This window comes from Herbaspirillum sp. GW103, assembly GCF_000261365.1.
GTDB lineage: Bacteria > Pseudomonadota > Gammaproteobacteria > Burkholderiales > Burkholderiaceae_D > Herbaspirillum.
Window position 1 is genome coordinate 663,029 of sequence record NZ_AJVC01000006.1, and the last position, 20,541, is coordinate 683,569.

The following is a 20,541-nucleotide window of genomic DNA, read 5'->3' on the forward strand; positions in this document are numbered from 1 at the left end:
ATGTCGATGCGACCGTTTTCCCGTTTTCCTTCCTGCTTCTCTTCCCTCTTTTCGCTCTGCCTGCTGCTGGCGGGCGGGGCCACGCCGCTCACACCGGCCCTGGCCGCCGACCCGAACAAGCTGTGGGAAATCACCAGCCAGCAATGCGTGCCCGGCATGCAGGCCAGTGGCCAGCCGCAGCCTTGCGTGCTGGTTGACCTGGCGCGGGGCTTCGTGGTGCTCAAGGATCTGGTCGGCCCCGCGCAGTACCTGCTCATGCCGACCCGTCGCCTCACCGGCATCGAAAGCCCGGAACTGCTGGCACCGGATGCGCCCCGTTACTGGGCCTATGCGTGGGAGCAGCGCGCTCGTGTGGCGCAGGCGCTGGGACGCTCCTTGAGCGACGAGCAGCTGGGGGTGGAAGTCAATTCGGCCGCGGCACGTTCGCAGTTGCACCTGCATCTGCACATCGACTGCATGCGCCGCGACGTGGCCGCCAGCCTGGCCGACCATCGCGATGATCCCTTGCAGCACTGGCAGCCATGGTTCTTCGAGGGCCATCGCTATTGGGTGATGCGGCTGCCCGCCGATGCCCTGGTCCGGCACGATCCCTTCAGGCTGGCCGCTGAACGCAGCGCCTATGCGGCGGCCAACATGGCCGCGCAGTCCTTGCTGCTGACCGGTGCGCGTTTTGCCGATGGCAGCAATGGCTTCTTCCTGGTCAACATGGCGGTCAACTTCGACCAGCAGGAGCCGGGCAGCGCCGAAGTACTGATGGATCACGACTGCCGCTGGTAAGCCCCGGTCTCAGTGGGCGAATTCGCGCACCAGGGCATCGAACACCAGCCGCAGACGCGGTGGCACCGGTCCGCGTTGTGGACGGTAGAGATACATGTCCCAGGGGTCGGGCTCGTGGTCGGCCATGACCGGCACCAGGCGACCGGCGGCGATGTCGTCCTCGCACAGAAAGCCGGCGATCTGGCCGATGGCCACGCCACTTCTCACCAGCAGATATTCCCCCTCCGAGTCATCGCAGAGGAAGCGTGCATGATCGGCCATCCACTGGTTCTCCTGCTGGAACAGCCAGGGCCAGGGCCGGCCCGTGCCGCGATCCAGCATGGCCGTGCAGGGCAGGTTGCGCAAGGCGTCGGCATCGGTCGGTATGCCGTGGCGCCGCAGGAAGCGCGGCGTGGCCACCACGTGGAAACGCACCTTGCCCAGGCGGCGTACCACGAAGCGATTGTCCGGCACCGTACCGATGCGGATGCCGATGTCGATCTTCTCCCCCACCACATCGGCGCGCTGGTCGGTCAGGCGCAGGTCGAAGCGCAAGCCCGGATGCGCCCGTGCCAGTCGTTCGACGAGCGGTAGCAGGCGGTTGCGTCCCAAGGCCGAGGGCGCAGCCAGGCGCACCAGTCCGCTCATCTCGTCCGTCGGGCTGCCGTTGTCCGTGTCGAACAGGCCATCCAATTCACGCAAGCTGAGGCGGGCGCGTTCGGCCAGGCCATCGCCGTCACCACCGACGTCTCCCGTCGTGACGACGTCGAGGCGCTGGTCGCCAAGGGAGAGCAGCACTTCGGTCGCATCGACGTGCTGATCAACAATGCCGGCATCATGCCGCTGGCGCCGATGGCCAGGCTCAAGGTCGAGGAGTGGGACCGCATGATCGACGTCAACGTCAAGGGCCTGCTCTATGGTGTGGCCGCTGCGCTGCCGCGCTTTGCCGCGCAGGGCGCCGGCCATTTCATCAACGTATCGTCGGTGGCCGGCATCAAGGTCTTCGCCGGCATGGGCACGGTCTACAGCGCCACCAAGTTCGCGGTACGCGCCCTGACCGAAGGCCTGCGCGCTGAAGCACCGGACGGTGTGCGCACCACCATCATCTCCCCGGGGGCGGTGGATTCCGAATTGAAGACCCACAGCAGCGACAAGGAGACCTCGGAAGCCCTGCTGGCCTGGTATGAGGCCAACCAGATCCCGGCCGATTCGGTGGCACGTGCGATCGCCTATGCCATTGAACAACCGGCCAATGTGGATATCAGCGAAGTGGTGCTGCGGCCGGTGGCCCAGGAATTCTAAGAATTCTAAGTTTTCCACAAGCGATCTTCTTCGCGCCTTGCGACGGCGCCGGTGGGCAGTGATGCCTTCCGGTGCCGTTTTTCGTGGGCTTGTTATCCTGCCATTGCCGTATCGGCAATGATTTCGCGGCGGCATGTTGTTTGCTTCAAACGCTGCAATGCGCGCGTGCAGACAAGCACGGTGCTTTTCTATATGATTGCCGGCCCAAAAAAGAAGGAGTGATCGATGGCGAACGCGTGCGGTGTGGATTTCGGCACCTCCAATTCCACGGTGGGCTGGCTGCGTCCGGATGCAGGGGATTCTCTGCTGCTGCCGCTGGAAGACGGCAAGCCCACGCTGCCTTCGGTCGTGTTCTTCAATGCCGACGAGAACAGTTTCAGCTATGGTCGTGCCGGGCTGGGCGAATACCTGGCCGGTTACGAAGGCCGCCTGATGCGCTCACTGAAGAGCCTGCTGGGCTCCGGCGCCATCGATGGCCAGACCGAAGTGGGCGGGCGCGCGCTGCCCTATCGGGGGCTGCTCTCGCAGTTCATCGGTGAGCTCAAGCAGCGCGCCGAGCGTACCGCCGGGACCGCCTTTTCCCAGGTGGTGCTGGGGCGCCCGGTGCACTTCGTCGATGAGGATGCTGCCGCCGACCAGCTGGCCCAGGATACGCTGGAGCAGATTGCGCGCGATGTCGGTTTCAAGGATATCGCCTTCCAGTTCGAACCCATCGCGGCCGCCTTTGATTACGAATCGCGCATCGACCGGGAAGAGCTGGTGCTCATCGTCGACATCGGCGGTGGCACCTCCGACTTCTCGCTGGTGCGTCTGTCGCCCCGGCGCGCCGCGCGCAGCGAGCGGCGCGACGATATCCTGGCCAATGGCGGCGTGCACATCGGGGGTACCGACTTCGACAAGTACTTCAGCCTGGCCTGCGTGATGCCGCTGCTGGGCCTGGGCGGGCGCCTGCTGGGCAATGCCGAGATCCCGTCGAGCTACTATTTCAACCTGGCCACCTGGCACACCATCAACCAGCTCTACACCCGCAAGGCCTGGCAGCAACTGCAGGACGTGGCGCGTGAAGTGGTCGACCGCGAGCGTTTTGCGCGCCTGCTGGACGTGGTCGAGCAGCGCTGCGGCCACTGGCTGGCGCTGCAGGTGGAAGCGGGCAAGATTGCCCTTTCCACCGCCGACCAGACCCTGCTGGAGCTGGATCGCCTGCGCCAGCCCGAGCAGTTGCCGATCTTGCGCAGCGACTTCAACGGAGCCGTCGATCACCTGGTGCAATCGGTCGAGCAGACCGTTCTGGCACTGCTGCAGCAGGCCGGTTTGCGCGCCGACGACATCGACAGTGTCTTCTTCACCGGTGGTTCCAGCGGGGTGCGCCTGCTGCGCGAACGCATCGGTGCGCTCGCCCCGCAGGCGCGTCATGTGGAAGGCGATCTGTTCGGCAGCATCGGCAGCGGCCTGGCCATCGACGCCGCGCGCAAGTTCGGCTGAGGCCGCAGCGCGGTCCTGCTGCTATACAATGCGGCGACCCGGTCCGGATCGCGTGGGTTTGGGGCGATATGAAGCAAATCGTCACAGACGGCATCGCCTGGGCCTGCATTGAACCGCATCGCGGATTGATCCCCGTACCGACATGAAACCTTCTGCCGAATCCTTCGTGCGCCGCGTGCGCAGCAAACTCGACGAGCTCTCCAGTACCGAGCGCCAGCTGGCAGACTTCCTGCTGGAGTTTCCGGGCGAGCTGGCCAGCTATGCCGGCAACGAACTGGCGCAACTGGCCGGTGTCTCGCCCTCGACCGTGAGCCGTTTCATCCGCCGCGTCGGTTACGACAGCTACGAGGAGGCGCGGCGCCACGTGCGTGAGGAACAGGAGACCGGCTCCCCGCTGTTCCACGCCAGCAGCCCCGCTGCCGCGCGCCAGGTGCGTTCGGTGGCGGCGCACTTCCAGCAATCCCAACAGAACCTGGCAGCAACCTTCGAGCGTCTCTCGGATGCGACTCTGGCCGAGATCGCCCGTGCCATCGTCGCCGCGCCGCAAGTGTTCATCTTCGGCAGCCGCAGCAGCCAGGCCTTTGCGCTCTATCTGCGCTGGCAGATCATCCAGGTCTTGCCGCGCGTGACCTGCCTGCCGGGGCCGGGCGAGACGCTGGGGGAATACACCGCCGGTTTGTCCGAGCGCGATTGCGTGATCGTCTTCGGCACCCGTCGCCAGACCGGGCAGATGCAGCGCCTCCTGGAGGCGGCCACGCGCACTGGTGCTGATCTGCTCTACATCAGCGACCAGGCGTCGGCCGACTATGCCCCTGCGACCTGGTCGTTGCAGGCGCATTGCCGTGGCCCCGGTTCTCTGGACAACCACGTTGGCGTGATGGCCCTGTGCGATCTGCTGGCCACCCTGGTGATCGAGGCCAGCGGTGCCGCCGGGCGCAAGCGGCTGGCGGCGGTGGAGCAGGAACACGAGGAACTGGGCGACTTCGATTGAGTTGCCTGACTGAAATGGCGCATGTTCGCCATCGGGAAGATATTGAAATCCCGATTTCATCCCTGTCTTTATTCTGACTCCCAATTTTCATGCGTGCCGCCCCGTCGCGGTGCGCTGAGCCGGCTGAGCGCCCTCTTGCGGCGCACGCCGGCGCCTCCCGGGCGACCACTTTCTTCTGAAATCCGGATTTCATCCAGTGCAGCAGTCTGGCACGAAGATTGCTGATGCACCGCATGTCTGAAATAATAATTTCAATAAATCATATAAATTGAAATTGTACTTTCATTCACGGGCATGCTGGACTACAGTACTTTCGCGGCCACCGAAGCAGGGCGGCGTGGTTCCACAGCCTCGCATCATCCGATGCGCACACCGAGCAGCACTCATTGGACCTTCCAACGCAAGAGGAGCAGACCATGGCTGGACCCACACTTTCGTCGCCCGACCTGCCGCACTCATCGCGCGTGGCCGAACTGGACGGCGCGCTGGACAAGATCGGGGTGACCCGTTCGCATCACACCATCATTTTCCTGATCCTGATCGGCTGTCTGTTCGACGCCTTCGAACAGAATGCCATCGGCCTGGTCGGCCCGCTGCTCAAGCAGCAGTGGGGGCTGAGCGCGACCGACATCGGCCTGCTCAATACGGTCACCTTTGCCAGCGCCGCCATCGGCCGCATCGTCTCCGGTCTGGTGGCTGACCGCTATGGCCGGCGCGTCATGCTGAGCCTGGATCTGCTGCTCTTCACGCTGGGCGCGGGCATCTGCGCGCTGGCGCCGGACCTGACGGTAATGGCCGTGGGGCGCGCCATTGTCGGCTTCGGTCTCGGGGGCGAGATCGCCATTGCGGTCACGATGCTGGCCGAATTCTGTTCCAGCAAGTTCCGTGGAACGGCCGTGGGGCTGGTCAACGTGGGGGCGGGCGGCATGGGCAATTTCCTGGCGCCGGCCTTTGGCCTCTTGGTGTTCACGCTCTTTCCCGGTGAGAACAGCTGGCGCTGGCTGTTCTTCTGCCTGATGCTGCCAGCGCTGCTGGGCGCCTTTTATCGCCGCTACATCCCGGAGACGCCGCGTTTCCTGCTCTCGCGCAACCAGGTCGCGCAAGCCAATGCGGTGCTGGCACGACTGGCCAGCGGCAAGCTCTCCGGTCCGGCGCCACAGGGCCGTGACTGGATCAGCGACGATGGTCGCCACGAGCATGCGGCCTCGGTCAAGGTGCGCTCCATGGAAATCTTCCAGGGTCCGCTGGCTCGCCGCACCCTGCCGCTGTGTATCGCCATCTGGATGACCTATGGCGCGCAGATTTCGGTGCTGACCCTCATGCCGACCATCCTGGTGAGCCTGGGCTATACCATTTCCAAGAGTCTTCTGTTCACCATGGTCATGCAGAGCGGCAGCCTGCTGGGGGCGATTGCCGCCTCGGTGTTCGGTTTCCACCTGCCACGCAAGCGCGTGCTGACGGTGGGCGCCATCTGCGCTTGTCTGGCGGCGCTGGCCATTGGTTTCCTGGCCAAGAGCATCGTACTGATTCTGGCGGCCGGTGCGGTATTCCAGTTCTTCGTGCTGTTGCTCAACACCACCATCTGGATCTTCGCGCCCGAACTGTATCCGACCCGCGTACGCGCCTTCGGCACCGCCTTCATCCTTGCCACCGGCACGGCGGCCGGGGCATTCATGCCGCTGGCGGCCGGACGCCTGTTCGATGCCTTCGGCCTGGCCGGCGTCTTCGGCATGATCGCCGTCATGTACGGCATCTTCACCGTGGCCATCCGTACCATGCCGGAGACTTATGGCAAGTCACCCGATGCACCGCTGGAAGAAACCGCTTCGCAAGCGGTGGTGCAGGCAGCGGTGGCGCGTAGTTGATGGTCTTTTTCATGAGTCTGGCATGCCGCATATCCTGTTGATCAATCCCAATTCTTCCCAGGCCACCACCGAGATGATGGTGGCCATTGCCCGCGCCTGGCTGCCATCGGGGTATTCGCTCACGGGCGTGAGTGCGCGCCGGGGGCCGGAGATGATCGTCAATGCCGTGGAGCTGGCAGCGGCGGGTGAGGAAGTTCAGCGCAACTGGTGCGAAGGCGGACGGCACAGCGCAGGTGCCATCATCAGCGCCTTCGGCGATCCTGGCATTGAGCGTCTGCGCGGGCTCGACGGGCGTCCGGTCGCCGGACTGTGTGAAGCGTCGATGCTGGAGGCGGCCGAGGGTGGCCGGCGTTTCGGTGTGGCCACCGTCACCCCGGAGCTGGCCGAGGTGATTGGGGAAAAGGCGCAGCAGGCCGGCGTTGCCGCGCTCTATACCGGTATCAGCCTGACTGCCGGAGATCCGCGTACGCTGGCGGCTGATCCGCAGGCATTGGAGCAAGCGCTGGCGCAGGCCGTGCGCGCTTGCGTGGAGCGCGATGGGGCCGAGGCGGTGGTGATCGGCGGTGGACCCTTGGGGCAGGCGGCGACGGCCCTGGCGCAGCGTTTTTCCGTGCCGGTGATTGCGCCGATTCCGGCAGCCGTACGCTATTTGCTCAAGGCCCTGCGGGCCCTGGACGCGGCGGCGTGACGGCCCTTGGTCCATTTCTTCACAACATCGCCAGCGGCTGCTTGCGTCGCGGCGGCGGGAAGGCCGCGTCCAGCTCGCTGATGTCATTTTCATTCAGTTGCAGTTCCAGGCAGGCCCGGTTGGCCTGCACGTGCGCCAGCTCGGCAGCCTTGGGGATGGCGATCACGCCCGTGCGCCGCAATACCCAGGCCAGCGCCACCTGTGCCGGTGTCACGCCGTGGCGCTGCGCCACCGCCTTCAAGGCTGGCTGCTTGAGGATGCGTCCCTGCTCGATGGGCGAATAGGCCATGACGGCCACGCCACTGTCTGCGGCCTGCGGCAGCAGGTCGTATTCGATGCCCCGGCGCGAGAGGTTGTACAGCACCTGATTGCACAGGACCTGATCGCCGCCGGGTTGAGCGATCAGCTCGTCCATGTCGTCGGTATCGAAATTGCTCACGCCCCATCCGCGAATTTTTCCCTGCGCCATCAGCGTCTGCATGCCCGCGATGGTGGCCGCCAGCCGATGCGATCCGCGCCAATGCAGCAGGTAGAGGTCCAGATGGTCGGTGCCCAGGCGCTTGAGGCTGGCCTCGCAGGCGGCAATGGTGCCGCGCTCGCTGGCGTTGTGCGGCAACACCTTGCTGACCAGGTAGACCTGCTCGCGCCGGCCCGCGATGGCGCGGGCGACGATGCGCTCGGATTGGCCATCGGCATACATCTCGGCGGTGTCGATCAGGGTCATGCCCAGGTCGATGCCGGCCTGCAGGGCGCGCACTTCGGCGCTGGCGGCAGCGGACGACTCACCCATGTTCCAGGTGCCCTGGCCCAGGATCGGGACTGGTGTTCCATCGCGCAGGGTGAGCGAGGCAATTGGCTTCATGCAGGACTCCTTCATCATGGACGGGAAAACATTAGAACCCATTTTGCGCATCGGTTCACCGCGCCCCGCGCTCTCGTCAGCATGGGAATGATGCCGGTGGGTAACTTCCGCAAGTCCCTGCCGATTGTGGGCACAGGCAACTGGTGGCATGATCGCAGCCAATCAAAAAGGGAATCGGGGGAAAGTCCATGTTGCGTCGTTTGCGTACCGCCTTGGCCAAGTATTGGGGGCGCTGGCTGCTGGCACTGTTGCTCATCGGTCTGGCCGAGGCAATGGTGTCAGGGCTGTTGCCCAATCCGGTGGTCGAGCGCATGGACCTGTTCTTCTATGACTTGCGCATGCGGGTGGCCAAGCCCGCGCTGGACCCGCGCATCGTCATCGTCGATATCGATGAACGCAGCATCGACGAACTCGGGCGCTGGCCCTGGAGCCGCGACCTGGTGGCCAAGCTGGTCCAGCAGATGACGCAAACCTATCAGGCCCAGGCGGTCGGTTTCGACGTCGTCTTTGCCGAGCCCGACACCACGTCGGGCTACGGTCGCCTGGAAGATCTCGCGCACGGTCCGCTCAAGGATGTGCCGCAACTGGCGCAGCAGCTGCGCATGCTCAAGCCGCAGATGGATTACGACGGTCGCCTGGCGGCAGCCCTGAAGGGGCAGCCGGTGGTGATGGGCTATGCCTTCTCCAATGAGAGCGGCGCCGTGGTCAAGGGCGAGTTGCCGCCGCCGGCCTTTACCGTGGCCGACCTGGGCGGGCGCGATGTGGATGTGGTGCGCTGGCGCGCCTATGGTGCCAATCTGCCGCAGCTGCAATCGGCGGCGCGTGCCGGCGGTTTCTTCAATCCGGTCCCCGATGACGACGGACTCATCCGCACCGTCTCGCTGCTGGCGCGGCATGGCGACAATTTCTACGAGTCGCTGGCCCTGGCCACCGCACGGGTGGCCGTGGGCGGCAAGCGCATCAAACCGGTCTTCCTGACCAGCGCCGATGGCTTGCTGGGGAGCCAGAAGGAGAATTACGACGCCCTGGCCGCCATCGCCGTGGAGGCGCGTCCGCAACCGCTGATCATTCCGGTGGAACGGCGGCTCACGACTCTGGTGACCTACCGCGGGCATGGCGGGCCGCAGGGCGGCGCCTATCGTTACGTGCCGGCGATCGACGTGATCCGTGGCACCTACCCGCATGACCAGCTCGATGGCCGCATCATGCTGGTGGGCACCACCGTGCCCGGTCTGAACGATCTGCGGGCTACGCCCGTGAACCCGGTCTATCCGGGAGTGGAGATCCATGCCAACCTGATCGCCTCCATCATCGATGACGACTTCAAGACCCGGCCCGATTTCGCCGCCGGCTATGACGGGGTGCAGGTGGCGCTGGCCGGCCTGCTGCTGGGCCTGCTGCTGCCCATGCTGGGGCCGCTGGCCTCGATGCTCCTGTCGCTGGGTACGGCCGGTGCACTGGCCTGGCTCAACTACTGGCTCTACGACAGCGCCGGCATGGTGCTGCCGCTGGCCTCGGTGCTGCTGCTGGTGGCGCTGCTGTTCATCAGCAACCTGGGCTGGGGCTATCTGTTCGAGTACCGCAACCGCAAGGCCATCGTCAATCTGTTCGGTGAATACGTGGCGCCGGAACTGGTGGCCGAAATGGCGGCCAATCCGGCCAGCTACAACATGGAAGGCGAGATCCGCGAGCTGACCGTGATGTTCTCCGACGTGCGCGGATTCACCACCATCTCGGAGAGCCTGCAACCCAATGAGCTGCGTGAATACATCAACCTCTATCTGACGGCGATGTCCGAAGACATTCGCGGCAATCGCGGCACGCTCGACAAGTACATCGGTGACGCCGTGATGGCCTTCTGGGGTGCGCCGCTGGATGTGCCCGATCACGCCGCCCGGGCAGTAGCCACGGCATTGAAGATGCAGCAGACCACGCTGCTGCTCAACGAGGAATTCACGCGCCGCAACTGGCCGCCTCTGAAGATCGGCATTGGCGTCAACAGCGGCCAGATGCGCGTGGGCGATATGGGCTCGCGCATCCGCAAGGCCTATACGGTGATGGGTGATGCGGTCAACCTGTCCTCGCGGCTGGAATCGATCACCAAGGTCTATGGCGTGGGTGTGCTGGTGGGGGAGGCCACCCGCCAGGCTGCGCCGCAGTTCGCCTACCGCGAGCTGGACCGGGTGCGCGTGAAGGGCAAGAACGAGCCGGTACCGATCTTCGAGCCACTGGCCCTGGAGAGCGAACTCGATGCCGACTTGCGCGCCGAAGTCCAACAGTGGCATGCGGCGCTGGCGCTGGTGCGCGCGCAGCGCTGGGATGAGGCGCAGCACGCCATTGAACGCCTGCAGGCGACGCAGGCACGCGGCCTCTACACGCTCTACCTGGAGCGCATCGCGCATTTCCGCCAGACGCCGCCTGCGGCGCATTGGGATGGCGTGACCACCTTCGAGACCAAGTGAACGCAATGGCGTGGCGCATGGCTGCAATTGCCGTGCGGAAATCATGCGGCTGATGAAAAACGTACAGCCCCCTGTGCAAAATTTCTCAGCCACTGGCATTGCCTGAATTTCTTTGCATGTTGAAGGTGCAAATCATTTCCGCATGGCAATCAAGCGTCGCGCAATCTGGCGCAAACGCCCACTGCAAGCGGTTTTTCGCCGATTCTTGTCGACGCGGTCAGACCTAGTCAGTATACTTTGCAAGTGTCAAGAGTGATGTCGCCTGGCAAGGTGGCCTCACTGCCGGAGACGATCATCCCTCCTCCAAGAAGGGCATATCGATGTCCGGGCAGGTCTGCTTCAGGGGTTCCTTTTCGTCTTGTCGTTGGCTGTCGTGGTCCGTTCGCCGCTTGTGTGGCGGACCGGGCCTTGCGTGCGCGTCCTTCACGGGCGCTCGCCGGGGCAGCGTGCGACTGGATGCAGAGGTGGCAGTGTGAGCGTGGCCGGTGCCGCGTTGCACGAGAAGAAAACTGGGAGGGCTCGCCGGGGGCGGGTCACAGAGACAATGAATCGATGCTTTCAGCATTCTCTGATGGGGATGGCGCTGCTGGGCAGTGCCGTGGCCGCGCTTGCGCAGCCGGCAGGCATGGCTCCTGGCGCCACGCGCGCGGGCGACAGTGCCCAGGTCCATCAGGACGAGCGTTTCGACATCACCCGCTTTGCGGTCGAGGGCAATACCTTGCTCACGCAGGCCAGGGTGGATCAGGCGGTGGCTCCGTTCCTCGGTCGCGGGCGTGTCTATGGCGATATCCAGCAAGCGCTGGAGTCCCTGGAAAACGCCTACCGCAGCGCCGGTTACACGGCCGTGCAAGTGAGCGTGCCCGAGCAGGAACTCACCGGCGGCGTCGTGCGGCTGCAGGTGGTCGAGACGGTGGTGGGCAAGGTGGTGGTGAGCGACAACCGCCATTTCAGCGAGCAGAACATCCGCGCCAGCATCCCGCAGCTGGTGGAGGGCAGTGCGCCCAACCTGCGGCGCATTTCCGAATCGGTACAACTGGCCAATGACAATCCGGCCAAGCAGGTCAATGTCACCCTGACGGCCTCCGAAGCCACCAACCAGATCGATGCGGCCATCTCCGTCAAGGATGAGAATCCCCTGCGCGTGATGCTCAACCTCGACAACAGCGGCAGTCGCGATACTGGTCAGTGGCGCACCGGCGTGGCCGTGCAGCATTCCAATCTGTTCAACCGCGACCACGTCGCCACGGTGGCCTATACCACCTCGCCCGACAGTCCCTCGGGGGCCAAGGTCGATCTGTACTCGCTGGGCTATCGTCTGCCCCTGTATGGACTGGGCGACAGCCTGGACTTCATCTACGGCAAATCCAACGTCAGTTCAGGTCAGACGCTGGCGGTCAATTCCACGCTCAACATCACCGGTCGCGGTGAAATCTATGCGCTGCGCTGGAACCACTACTTTGCCCGCAGCGGCGAGTGGAGCAGCAAGCTGGTCTTCGGTGCCGATTACAAGAAAGTCGATTCCTCCTGCAGCATCAATGGCGGCCTGCTCAATGGCGCCACCCTCAATACCTGCCTGCCTTATTCCACCTTGCCATTGTCGGTGAGCTACAGCGCGCAGCGGCAGGGCGTGGGCCAGATCGTCGATTACAACCTGGGCATTGCGCGCAACATGGCCACCGGTCAGGCGCGCCGCAACGATACTCTGCAGGTGACGGACCGCTACTCGCTGTTTACCGGATCGCGCCGGTCGATGGACAACTTCATCGCCATCCGTGGTGGCGCGAGCTGGTTCAGGGTCTTCCAGAATGACTGGCAGGTACGTCTGGCCGCTGCCTTGCAGGTGTCGCCGCATGCCCTGCCGGCGGTGGAGCAGTTCGGTCTGGCCGGTGCCAATGCGGTGCGCGGTTTCACCGAGCGCGCCGTAGCGGCCGACAGCGGTGCGGTCCTCAATACCGAACTCTATACCCCGGATCTGCTGGTCAAGACCGAGATGCGCGGCAACCTGCGCCTGTTGGGCTTTGTCGATGCCGGACGCGGAGCCAACAACAACGTCACCTCCGCTTCCACCGTGCCCTCCACGGTCACGCTGGCCAGCATCGGTGCCGGCCTGCGCTATACGCTCGGGCGTGACTTCAGCCTGCGCCTGGATGTGGCGCGGGTGCTGCTCAACGGCAATTCCGTGACCGAACAGCGGGGCGATCTCAACGCCCACCTGAGTGCCATCCTGGGGTTCTGACATGACATCACCATCCACTGCCGTGCAAGTACCGGCCCGTCCGGCCATCGAACTGCTGCCGCCATCGATCACGGTGCGCGTGGGCAAGCGCCGCCTGAGCTTGACCTGGCGCGTACGCAAGCCCCTGCCGATGCTGCTGTCGCGTCTGTTGCGACGCGCCTGGGTGCGCGTGCTGGCGCCGGGCCTGCGCCTGTCACTGGCGGCGGCCGCCGTGTGCGCTGCCTGGCAGGCAACGGCGCTGGCAGCAGCCCCGGCACCTGGCACCCTGCCCACCGGGTGGAGCGTGGTCAACGGCAATCTCAGCTTCAGCCAGAACGGCAACACGCTCAACATCAACCAGCTCTCGCCGCAGGCCATCGCCGCTTTCGCGTCCTTCAGCATCGGTGCGGATGCGACCGTCAACGTGCTCCAGCCGGGTGCCTCGGCCGCCTTGCTGGCCAAGGTGACCGGAGCCGATATCTCGCAGATCTACGGCAAGCTCTCGGCCAATGGCACGGTGGTGCTGTACAACCCCAATGGCGTGGTGATCGGCCCCAGCGGTACGGTCGATGCAGCGCGCTTCATCGCCACTTCGCTGGCCGTGAGCGACAGCGACTTCCTGGCCGGCCGGCTCAACTTCGTCAAGGATGGCACTGCCGGACTGGTGGACAACCAGGGCAAGATCACCTCCGCCACCGGTGGCAGCGTTTACCTGATCGGCGGCAGTGCGTCCAACAGCGGCATCATCACCAGCCCGCAGGGCGAGGTCATCCTGGCCGCAGGTCAGACCGTGACCCTGGCCGATACGGCCACACCGGGCGTGACCGTCAACGTCACCGGCAGTGCCGGCAACGTCACCAACCTGGGCACGATCACCGCCGAGGCCGGGCGGATCGGCGTGGCGGCCGGTCTCATTACCAACAGTGGCGTCATCAATGCCTCCAGCGTGGTGCGTGAAGGTGGCCGCATCTTCCTGCGCGCATCGGGCAACCTGACCACCACTGCCAGCTCCAGCATCAATGCCGATGGCACTCAGGGAGGCAACGTCACCTTGTATGCCGCCAATACGGCCTTCATTGATGGCGACGTGTCGGCACTGGGCACGTCAGGTGCGGGCGGCTTTGTCGATACCTCCGGTCTGAAGCAGCTGGAAGTGGTGAAGGTTCCCAGGGTGGGAGCGGGCGGCACCTGGCTCATCGATCCGCTCAACCTGGATGTGGTATCCACCGGTTCGCAGAATGTGAACATCAGCATTCCTGCCTGTTCGAGCGATTACGCCATCACCTCCACCGGCAGCGGATCAAGGATCACCGCAGAGACCATCACCAGCCAGCTCAACAACGGAACCAACGTCCAGCTGGTGACGGGCGATGGCGAAGGACTGGGCGGCAACATCAACGTCACGGCCAATATCAGCAAGACCGGATCGGCCAACAGTTCGCTCACGCTCAATGCCGCCAACAACATCAGCATCACGGCTGACATCACCAGCCAGGGGGGCGCACTGGATCTGATCCTCAACAGCGGTTACAGCGGGCCGGGGACGCAGGTCGTCTCGGAAGCCCGTGTCCTGGACGAGGGCAAGACGAGTCATCTGAGTACCGTCGACAATGGCGCGCGCATTCTGCTCAATGGCGGCTCCCTGAGCGTCAACGACGGTTCGGCCAGCGGCGATCTGCTCATCAACAATGGCACGGTCAACCTGGGCAGCGGCAACCTGAGCGCGGCCGCGGTGACCGTCAACAGTGCCGGTACCCTGACACTGAACGGCGGCCAGGGCAACATCACTTCGCTCAACAACAACGGTACCGTCAACGTGGCCACGAGCGGCAACAACAGCCTGTCCGTTGGTAGTGATGGCATCACCAACAACGGTACGTTCAACATCAGCGGCAACGTCGCTTCCAGCGGTGATGTGACCAACAATGCCAATGCCACGCTCACCCTCAACGGCGACGCCGCTTCCCTGAACGTGACGGGCAATGCCAGTCTGACCAACTACGGTCTGCTGACGCTGGCCGGTGGCAACATCAGTGCCGCCGCCATCAGCAATGAGGCCAATGGCACCATCGCGGGCAACGGCACCGTTGCGGTCAGCGGGTCATTCACCAATGACGGTGTTCTGGCGCCGGGCAGCGATGGGACTGTGGGCCATCTCATCCTCAGAGGCTTTGGCGAATCCACCGAGCCCCGCTTCAGTCAGGGTGATACCGGGAAGATGCTCATCGATATCGCCAGCGCCGACAGCTACGACCAGATCGACCTGATGGGGTGGTCCTCAGCCAGGCTGGGCGGTACGCTCAAGACCCGCCTGCTGGGCGGCTATGCGCCTACCGGTGAGGTGAGCATCAATCCTTTCAACCTCGGTCAGGGTCAGCAATTGAGCGACTACTTCGGCACCGTGACGGGCGATATCGTCGGCGCGGGGCAGCAAGAGAAGATGTTCAAGGCGGTCTACGATGAGAATGGCCTGGCCAATCTGTCCTTGCGCGGGGCCGAGACCTTCACTTACCAGCAGTCCTCCTATTCCGAGGGGGGCTGGGAAGACCGCTCCAACTGGAGCAGCAACGCCACGGTAGGTAATGTGTCTACCTACATGCCGACGCAGATCGATACGGTGGTCATCACGGGCGATCAGAGCGTCAGGCATGGCAGTGGTGACGATACCGTCGCCAATCTTCAGATCGGGGCCGATGCCCAGCTCAATCAGCAAGGCGGTACGCTCACGGTGCGCAACAGTACCAGCAACAACGGGACCATCAGCGTCAATGTCGCCAGCGACGCCAGTGAGGGCAGCGTTGCCGCCCTGGTGCTCAATGGCACCACCAGCGGCAACGGGACCCTCAATATCGGCGGCACGGACTACAGAGAGGGGCAGACAGTCCTGCTCAACGGCACCGTCACCGTGGCCAACGCCGCCCAGTCCGGCATGACGGCGGTGCTGACGGCAGGCGACCTGACCCTGGGAGGGGATGTGCGCCTGTCCAACCTGACGGTCTCCAATGGTACCGTCACAGGCAACGTCGGTTCGCACCTGGTGGTGACCGACTCCTTCAGCCAGAGCGGCGGCAATCTGACCCTGGCCGATGCGGCCCTGTCGCAGGCTGACGGTTCTCTGGCCGTTGGCAACATCACCGCCAACAATCTGGTGCTGGAGGCAGCCAGCGGCAATCTCAGCCAGAACACCGGAACCGCGATGCACGTGAAGTCGCAGTTGATCGCCTCGGCCAGCAACGGCATCGCCTTCAACAACACCGGCAACCAGATTGCAGGCTTTGCCGCCAACAACAGCGGCACCGGTGACATCACCTTGAAGAACACCCTCAACACCAGCGATGCCAGTGCGGTCAGCATCAATGGCGTCACGACCACGCGCGGCAATATCAGCATCGACAACACCGGCGGCGTGGTGACCTCGGCCATCGGCGCCAAGGCCAACTTCCTCGGCAGCCTGCCCGCCGAGGCCAGCGGCGCGACCATCAGTACCAGCAGCAGGCTCACCACCCTGGGCATCAACAGCAGTGGCCAGATCAAGACCAGCAACGGTACCGTCAGCGTCGTGACGCACAGCCCGCTGACGATCGGTTCCGGCGGCGTCAGCGCCACCGGGACCATTACCCTGACCGCCAGCGCCTCCTCAGGCAGCAATGACACACTGCTGATCAACGGGGTTCTGGTCTCCACGGGGGGCAACATCACGCTGTCGGCGGGTGATTCGATGACCATCAACGCCAATATTTCGACCTCGCCCCCGGGCGTGGCACTGCTGTCGGTGGCGTCTGGTCAGGTCATCGGTTATGCCCAGGGCGTGACCATCGTTGACGCCAACGGCACCCGCACTCCGGTGACGGGCACTACCAGCAGCTCGACCAACAGCCAGGCTGCGCAGGCCGTGCAGCAACAACAGAACCAGCAGAGCCAGGACCTGCAGACCAGTCTGAACAACGCCCAGCCCGGCACGGAGGTGGCTCCCGTCAACGGCAGTGTGGTGCAGCAGACCGGCAATGCCACCCAGACCGTGGGCGGCACGACGGACCACTTCGGTGACGAGGGCGAGGACCGCAAGCAGGCCAAGAAACCGCTGCCGATGTGTACCTGATGTGATACGGGATGCACGGCGGATGACCCGTAATAACCGGATGATGTGATCTTCATGAATTTCTTCAAGCAAAATCCGCCGGCCTCGTTCCGGCGTCCACTGATCGGGCTGGTGATGGCACTGCTGCTTCTGCTGGCGGTGACCTGCGCCTTCGCCCAGTCGCAGCCGGTGGTCGGGCAGGTCACCCATCTGTCGGGCGTACTCAGTGTGCGGCATGCCGACGGTACGCGCGTGGTGCTTTCGGTCAAGTCGGCGATCCTGCAGGGCGACACGCTCATCACCGAGCGCGAGACCTATGCCCGCGTCAAGTTCGTCGACAACGGCGAGATCGTGCTGCGTCCGGGGTCCGAGGTGGCCGTGAGCAAATACCTCTACGACGATAAAGATCCGAAGAATGACTCGGTCGCCATCAGCCTGGTCAAGGGCGGACTGCGGGCGGTCACCGGGCTGGTTGGCAAGCGCAACCACGATGCCGTCAATTTCGATACGCCCACGGCCACCATCGGTATCCGCGGCACCCACTTCGGCGCCCTGTACTGCCAGAACGATTGCGGCGGTGTGCCGACCCCCAACGGTCAGCCGCCGGCCAACGGCCTGCACGTGGATGTGGTCAGCGGTGCCATTCAGGTCACCAACCCCAGTGGCACGCAACTCTACAGCGCGGGCCAGTTCGGTTTCGTCCCCTCGATCTCGCAGCCGCCGGTGATCGTGCCGCCGACGCAAGGCGTGGCGGTGACGATGCCGCCGACCATCAGCAGCAATGCCAATACCGGGACGCAAAAGATCGGTGCGGCCAAGCTGGATGCCTGCGTGACCCAGTAAGCGCCCGGCCGCGCCTGGCGCAGACATGAAAAAAGGCGCCGGCACGGATGTGCGGCGCCTTTGTCGTTGGCCGGGCAGCCCGTCAGAATTCCAGTATGGTTCCCGTGGCCAGCATGCGCGGATGATGCGGGCCGGACCCGGCCGCGATTTCTGCGGCGATCTCCTCAAGTTGTCCGGGTTTGGCGTGGGTGATCAGGACCTCCGGATGGCCCTGCAGGTGTTGCAGTTCCTCCAGCAGCAGGCTGGGGCACAGGTGCTTGGACAGCAGTGCCAGCTCGCGGTCGCGGTTGGCGAAGGCGGCCTCGATGATCAGATAGCGCAACTGGTCGATGCGATTGACCGCCTCCCACAGTGGTGCACAGCGACAGGTGTCGCCGCTGAAGGCCAGCGAGGCACCGCTGGCATGATTGCGGACCTGGTAACCGACGGCCGGCACGGTGTGCGCTGCGGGCAGCGGCGTGATGCTGCGCTGGCCCAGCTGCACCGCTTGTCCCGGCTCAACCGTGGCGAAGCGCAGGAAGGGGCGCTGGGCATCGGGGATGACGCTGAAGTCGGGCCATATGTGCCAGTTGAAGATGTGCTTGCGGATGATCTCCATGGTCGTCGCGCTGGCGTGCATGGTCAGCGGGGTGCTGCGCATGTCGCCCACGCTGTCGATCATCAGTGGCAGGCAGGCAATGTGATCCAGGTGCGCATGGGTGATGAAGACGTGATCGATCTTCACCAGCCGCGCCAGCGACAGGTCGCCGACACCGGTGCCGGCGTCGATCAGGATATCGTCATCGATGAGCAGAGAGGTGGTGCGCATGCCATTGCCACCGATGCCCCCGCTGCACCCCAGGATTTCTACACGCATTGTGATTGCCGCTCATAGGTTATGGGTTCCGGCCCCACCGCTCGGACTGATTCGGAACCTTGTTGCAGTCCGGAAACCCTTGCCCGGACTGGCTTTGCGGACGATGTAGCAAATTATGCAACATATTGTGATGGTAAGGGATTCGGCGGTGCTGCGCAATCGGGATATCCCTGAGCTCGACCTTGGCGAGCGCGTCGGGCAAGCGCAGAATTGGCGGTCAATTCCCCTCAAGCTCGCTGCAAGACGGCGTGCGCAGTCGTTCTAAAATCGCGATGATGCCGAAAAAGCATCCGCCAAAAGTGCGCCGACATTGTCCTCTGGCAATGATCGCGCCATGTCCGTATGCCAACGCTTCAGGGAGCCGCATGTTGCCAGTCGTCCATCCAGCAACTCACACCCGCCATCGCGTCCAGTGTTCGCACTGTGGCGCGCGGGAGATGGAAGCATGAACGTCCCGGCCAGCATGCACGATCTCGCGCCCACTGCCGGCGAGCACCGCGACATCGCCTATCGGCTGGAGCGCCTCACCGACCTGTGCCGCGAGCTGGGCAGCCAGCGCGACATTCCCCTGTTGCTGGAACGCATCCTGCTGACCGCGCGCGACATCACTCGTGCCGATGGCGGCACCCTCTACCGCACCACCGACAATGGCGAGGCGCTTCGCTTCGACATTTCCGTCAACCAGACCCTCAAGATGCACCAGGGTGGCAGCAGCGGCCAGGACATCTCGATTGCCGACATCGCCCTGAGCTTGCCCGACGGCAAGCCCAATCTGACGGCGGTGGCGGCCTATGCGGCCAATACCCGGGAATCGGTCAACATCGCCGATGTCTACCAGGCCAGCGGATTCAATTTCAATGGCATGCGGCTCTTCGACGAGAAGTATGGCTACCATTCCAAGTCCATCCTGACGGTGCCGATGCAGGATCACGAGGGCGAGCTGGTGGGGGTGTTGCAGCTCATCAACGCCATCGATGCCGACAGTGGCGAGGCGGTTCCCTTCTCGGAAACCGACCAGCGCTTCATTGAGGCCCTGGCCGCGCAAGCCGCCATGACGATGACCAACCAGCAGTTGATCGCACGTCTGGAAAACCTGTTCGAAAGCCTGATCAAGCTCATCAACATCGGCATCGGTGAAAAATCCCCGCACACCGGCCGCCATTGCGAGCAGGTACCGCAACTGGCCATGATGCTGGCCGAGGCTGCGCACAATACGACCGAAGGACCGCTGGCCGATTTCCGCATGAGCGAGGCCGACCGCCGCGAACTGTGGCTGGCCGGTCTGCTGCATGATTGCGGCAAGATCGGCACGCCCAGTCACATCGTCGAAAAGGCGACCAAGCTGGAGACCATTTTCGATCGCATTCACCTGATCGACACGCGTTTCGAAGTCCTCAAGCGCGATGCCGAGATCCGCGTCTTGCAGGAGAAACTGGCGCTGGGCGCCGCGCTGACCCCGCAACGCGTGGCCGAACTGGAGGCCGGGCTGCAGGCCGAGTTGCTGACCTTGGACGAGGAGCGGGCTTTCCTGCGCAAGATCAACTACGGCACCGAAGGCATGCGCGCCGAAGACCAGCAGCGCGTGCTGGACATCGCCGAGCGCAGCTGGCGCGGCCCCGATGGCCAGCTGCGCAAACTGCTCGATGACGAGGAAGCAGGCAACCTGCGCATCCGTGCCGGCACCCTCAATGATGCCGAACGCGCCATCATCAACAACCACATCGTCATCACCATCAAGATGCTGGAATCCTTGCCGTGGCCCAGGCAGCTGGCGCGGGTCACGGAGTTTGCCGGCGGCCACCACGAGCGCATCGATGGCAAGGGCTATCCCAAGGGCCTCACGCGCGAGCAGATGTCGGTGCAGGCCCGCATCATGGCGGTGGCCGACATCTTCGAGGCGGTGACCGCCGCCGACCGGCCCTACAAGCGTGGCAATACGCTCAACGAGGCAGTCGAGATCCTGGCCGGGTTCAAGCAACGCAACCATATCGATCCGGATCTGTTCGATCTGTTCGTGCGGGAACGCATCTACGAGAAGTATGCCCAACAATTCATGCACCCCAGCCAGATCGACCAGGTCGACCTGTCGCGCATTCCCGGCCACGGCGGCTGAAAGCGCGACGGCATCGCCAAGCTGGGTT

Annotated in this window: 13 protein-coding genes and 1 pseudogene; 11 read left to right on the forward strand and 3 right to left on the reverse strand. The window is 64.1% G+C overall.

Annotated elements, in window-relative coordinates; all coding sequences use genetic code 11:
• Window positions 1-6: 6 nt before the first annotated feature.
• Window positions 7-777 carry a CDP-diacylglycerol diphosphatase gene (locus GWL_RS21590; protein WP_008334439.1) on the forward strand — a complete coding sequence of 257 codons (771 nt, stop codon included), beginning with the start codon at window positions 7-9 and terminating at the stop codon, window positions 775-777.
• 9 nt (window positions 778-786) lie between these two features.
• Here the strand turns inward: GWL_RS21590 and GWL_RS21595 are convergent, their stop codons facing one another.
• The gene (locus GWL_RS21595; RefSeq protein ID WP_237713627.1) at window positions 787-1,404 is read right to left on the reverse strand and encodes a substrate binding domain-containing protein; all 618 of its coding nucleotides are present in this window, start codon (window positions 1,402-1,404) and stop codon (window positions 787-789) included.
• On the opposite strand from GWL_RS21595, the pseudogene GWL_RS21600 reads away from it, so the two are divergent.
• The 5 genes and pseudogenes from GWL_RS21600 to GWL_RS21620 form a co-directional block, all read left to right on the forward strand.
• A pseudogene (locus tag GWL_RS21600) lies at window positions 1,360-2,058 on the forward strand (SDR family oxidoreductase); the annotation flags it as partial. The gene GWL_RS21595 and the pseudogene GWL_RS21600 sit on opposite strands and share 45 nt — an antisense overlap.
• A 225-nt stretch (window positions 2,059-2,283) precedes the next feature.
• On the forward strand, window positions 2,284-3,540 hold the full coding sequence (locus GWL_RS21605) for an Hsp70 family protein (protein ID WP_008334449.1): 1,257 nt from the start codon (window positions 2,284-2,286) through the stop codon (window positions 3,538-3,540).
• Between the two features lie 142 nt (window positions 3,541-3,682).
• Window positions 3,683-4,531, forward strand: a complete 849-nt coding sequence (locus tag GWL_RS21610; protein WP_008334451.1) for a MurR/RpiR family transcriptional regulator — start codon at window positions 3,683-3,685, stop codon at window positions 4,529-4,531.
• Window positions 4,532-4,947: 416 nt separating this feature from the next.
• Entirely contained in the window at window positions 4,948-6,396 is a 1,449-nt protein-coding gene (locus GWL_RS21615) for an MFS transporter (RefSeq protein ID WP_008334453.1), read from the forward strand.
• 22 nt (window positions 6,397-6,418) lie between these two features.
• Window positions 6,419-7,084 carry an aspartate/glutamate racemase family protein gene (locus GWL_RS21620; RefSeq protein WP_008334460.1) on the forward strand — a complete coding sequence of 222 codons (666 nt, stop codon included), beginning with the start codon at window positions 6,419-6,421 and terminating at the stop codon, window positions 7,082-7,084.
• A 19-nt stretch (window positions 7,085-7,103) separates the two neighbouring features.
• On the opposite strand, the gene GWL_RS21625 is transcribed toward GWL_RS21620, so the two are convergent.
• A complete protein-coding gene (locus GWL_RS21625; protein ID WP_008334461.1) occupies window positions 7,104-7,946 on the reverse strand; it encodes an aldo/keto reductase in 843 nt (280 codons plus the stop codon).
• Between the two features lie 188 nt (window positions 7,947-8,134).
• Between GWL_RS21625 and GWL_RS21630 the strand changes: the two genes are divergently transcribed.
• The 4 genes from GWL_RS21630 (at window position 8,135) to GWL_RS21645 (ending at window position 17,544) form a co-directional block, all read left to right on the forward strand.
• Complete coding sequence (locus tag GWL_RS21630) at window positions 8,135-10,408, forward strand: CHASE2 domain-containing protein (protein ID WP_008334462.1); 2,274 nt, start codon at window positions 8,135-8,137, stop codon at window positions 10,406-10,408.
• 571 nt (window positions 10,409-10,979) lie between these two features.
• The gene (locus GWL_RS21635; RefSeq protein WP_034351600.1) at window positions 10,980-12,644 is read left to right on the forward strand and encodes a ShlB/FhaC/HecB family hemolysin secretion/activation protein; all 1,665 of its coding nucleotides are present in this window, start codon (window positions 10,980-10,982) and stop codon (window positions 12,642-12,644) included.
• 1 nt (window position 12,645) lies between these two features.
• The gene (locus GWL_RS21640; protein ID WP_008334464.1) at window positions 12,646-16,722 is read left to right on the forward strand and encodes a filamentous hemagglutinin N-terminal domain-containing protein; all 4,077 of its coding nucleotides are present in this window, start codon (window positions 12,646-12,648) and stop codon (window positions 16,720-16,722) included.
• 54 nt (window positions 16,723-16,776) lie between these two features.
• Window positions 16,777-17,544 carry a FecR domain-containing protein gene (locus GWL_RS21645; protein ID WP_034351766.1) on the forward strand — a complete coding sequence of 256 codons (768 nt, stop codon included), beginning with the start codon at window positions 16,777-16,779 and terminating at the stop codon, window positions 17,542-17,544.
• A gap of 82 nt (window positions 17,545-17,626) precedes the next feature.
• Here the strand turns inward: GWL_RS21645 and GWL_RS21650 are convergent, their stop codons facing one another.
• Window positions 17,627-18,400: a 3',5'-cyclic-nucleotide phosphodiesterase gene (locus GWL_RS21650; protein WP_008334466.1), complete on the reverse strand. Its 774-nt coding sequence runs from the start codon at window positions 18,398-18,400 to the stop codon at window positions 17,627-17,629.
• A gap of 445 nt (window positions 18,401-18,845) precedes the next feature.
• On the opposite strand from GWL_RS21650, the gene GWL_RS21655 reads away from it, so the two are divergent.
• Entirely contained in the window at window positions 18,846-20,513 is a 1,668-nt protein-coding gene (locus tag GWL_RS21655; protein ID WP_008334467.1) for an HD family phosphohydrolase, read from the forward strand.
• Window positions 20,514-20,541: the final 28 nt, after the last annotated feature.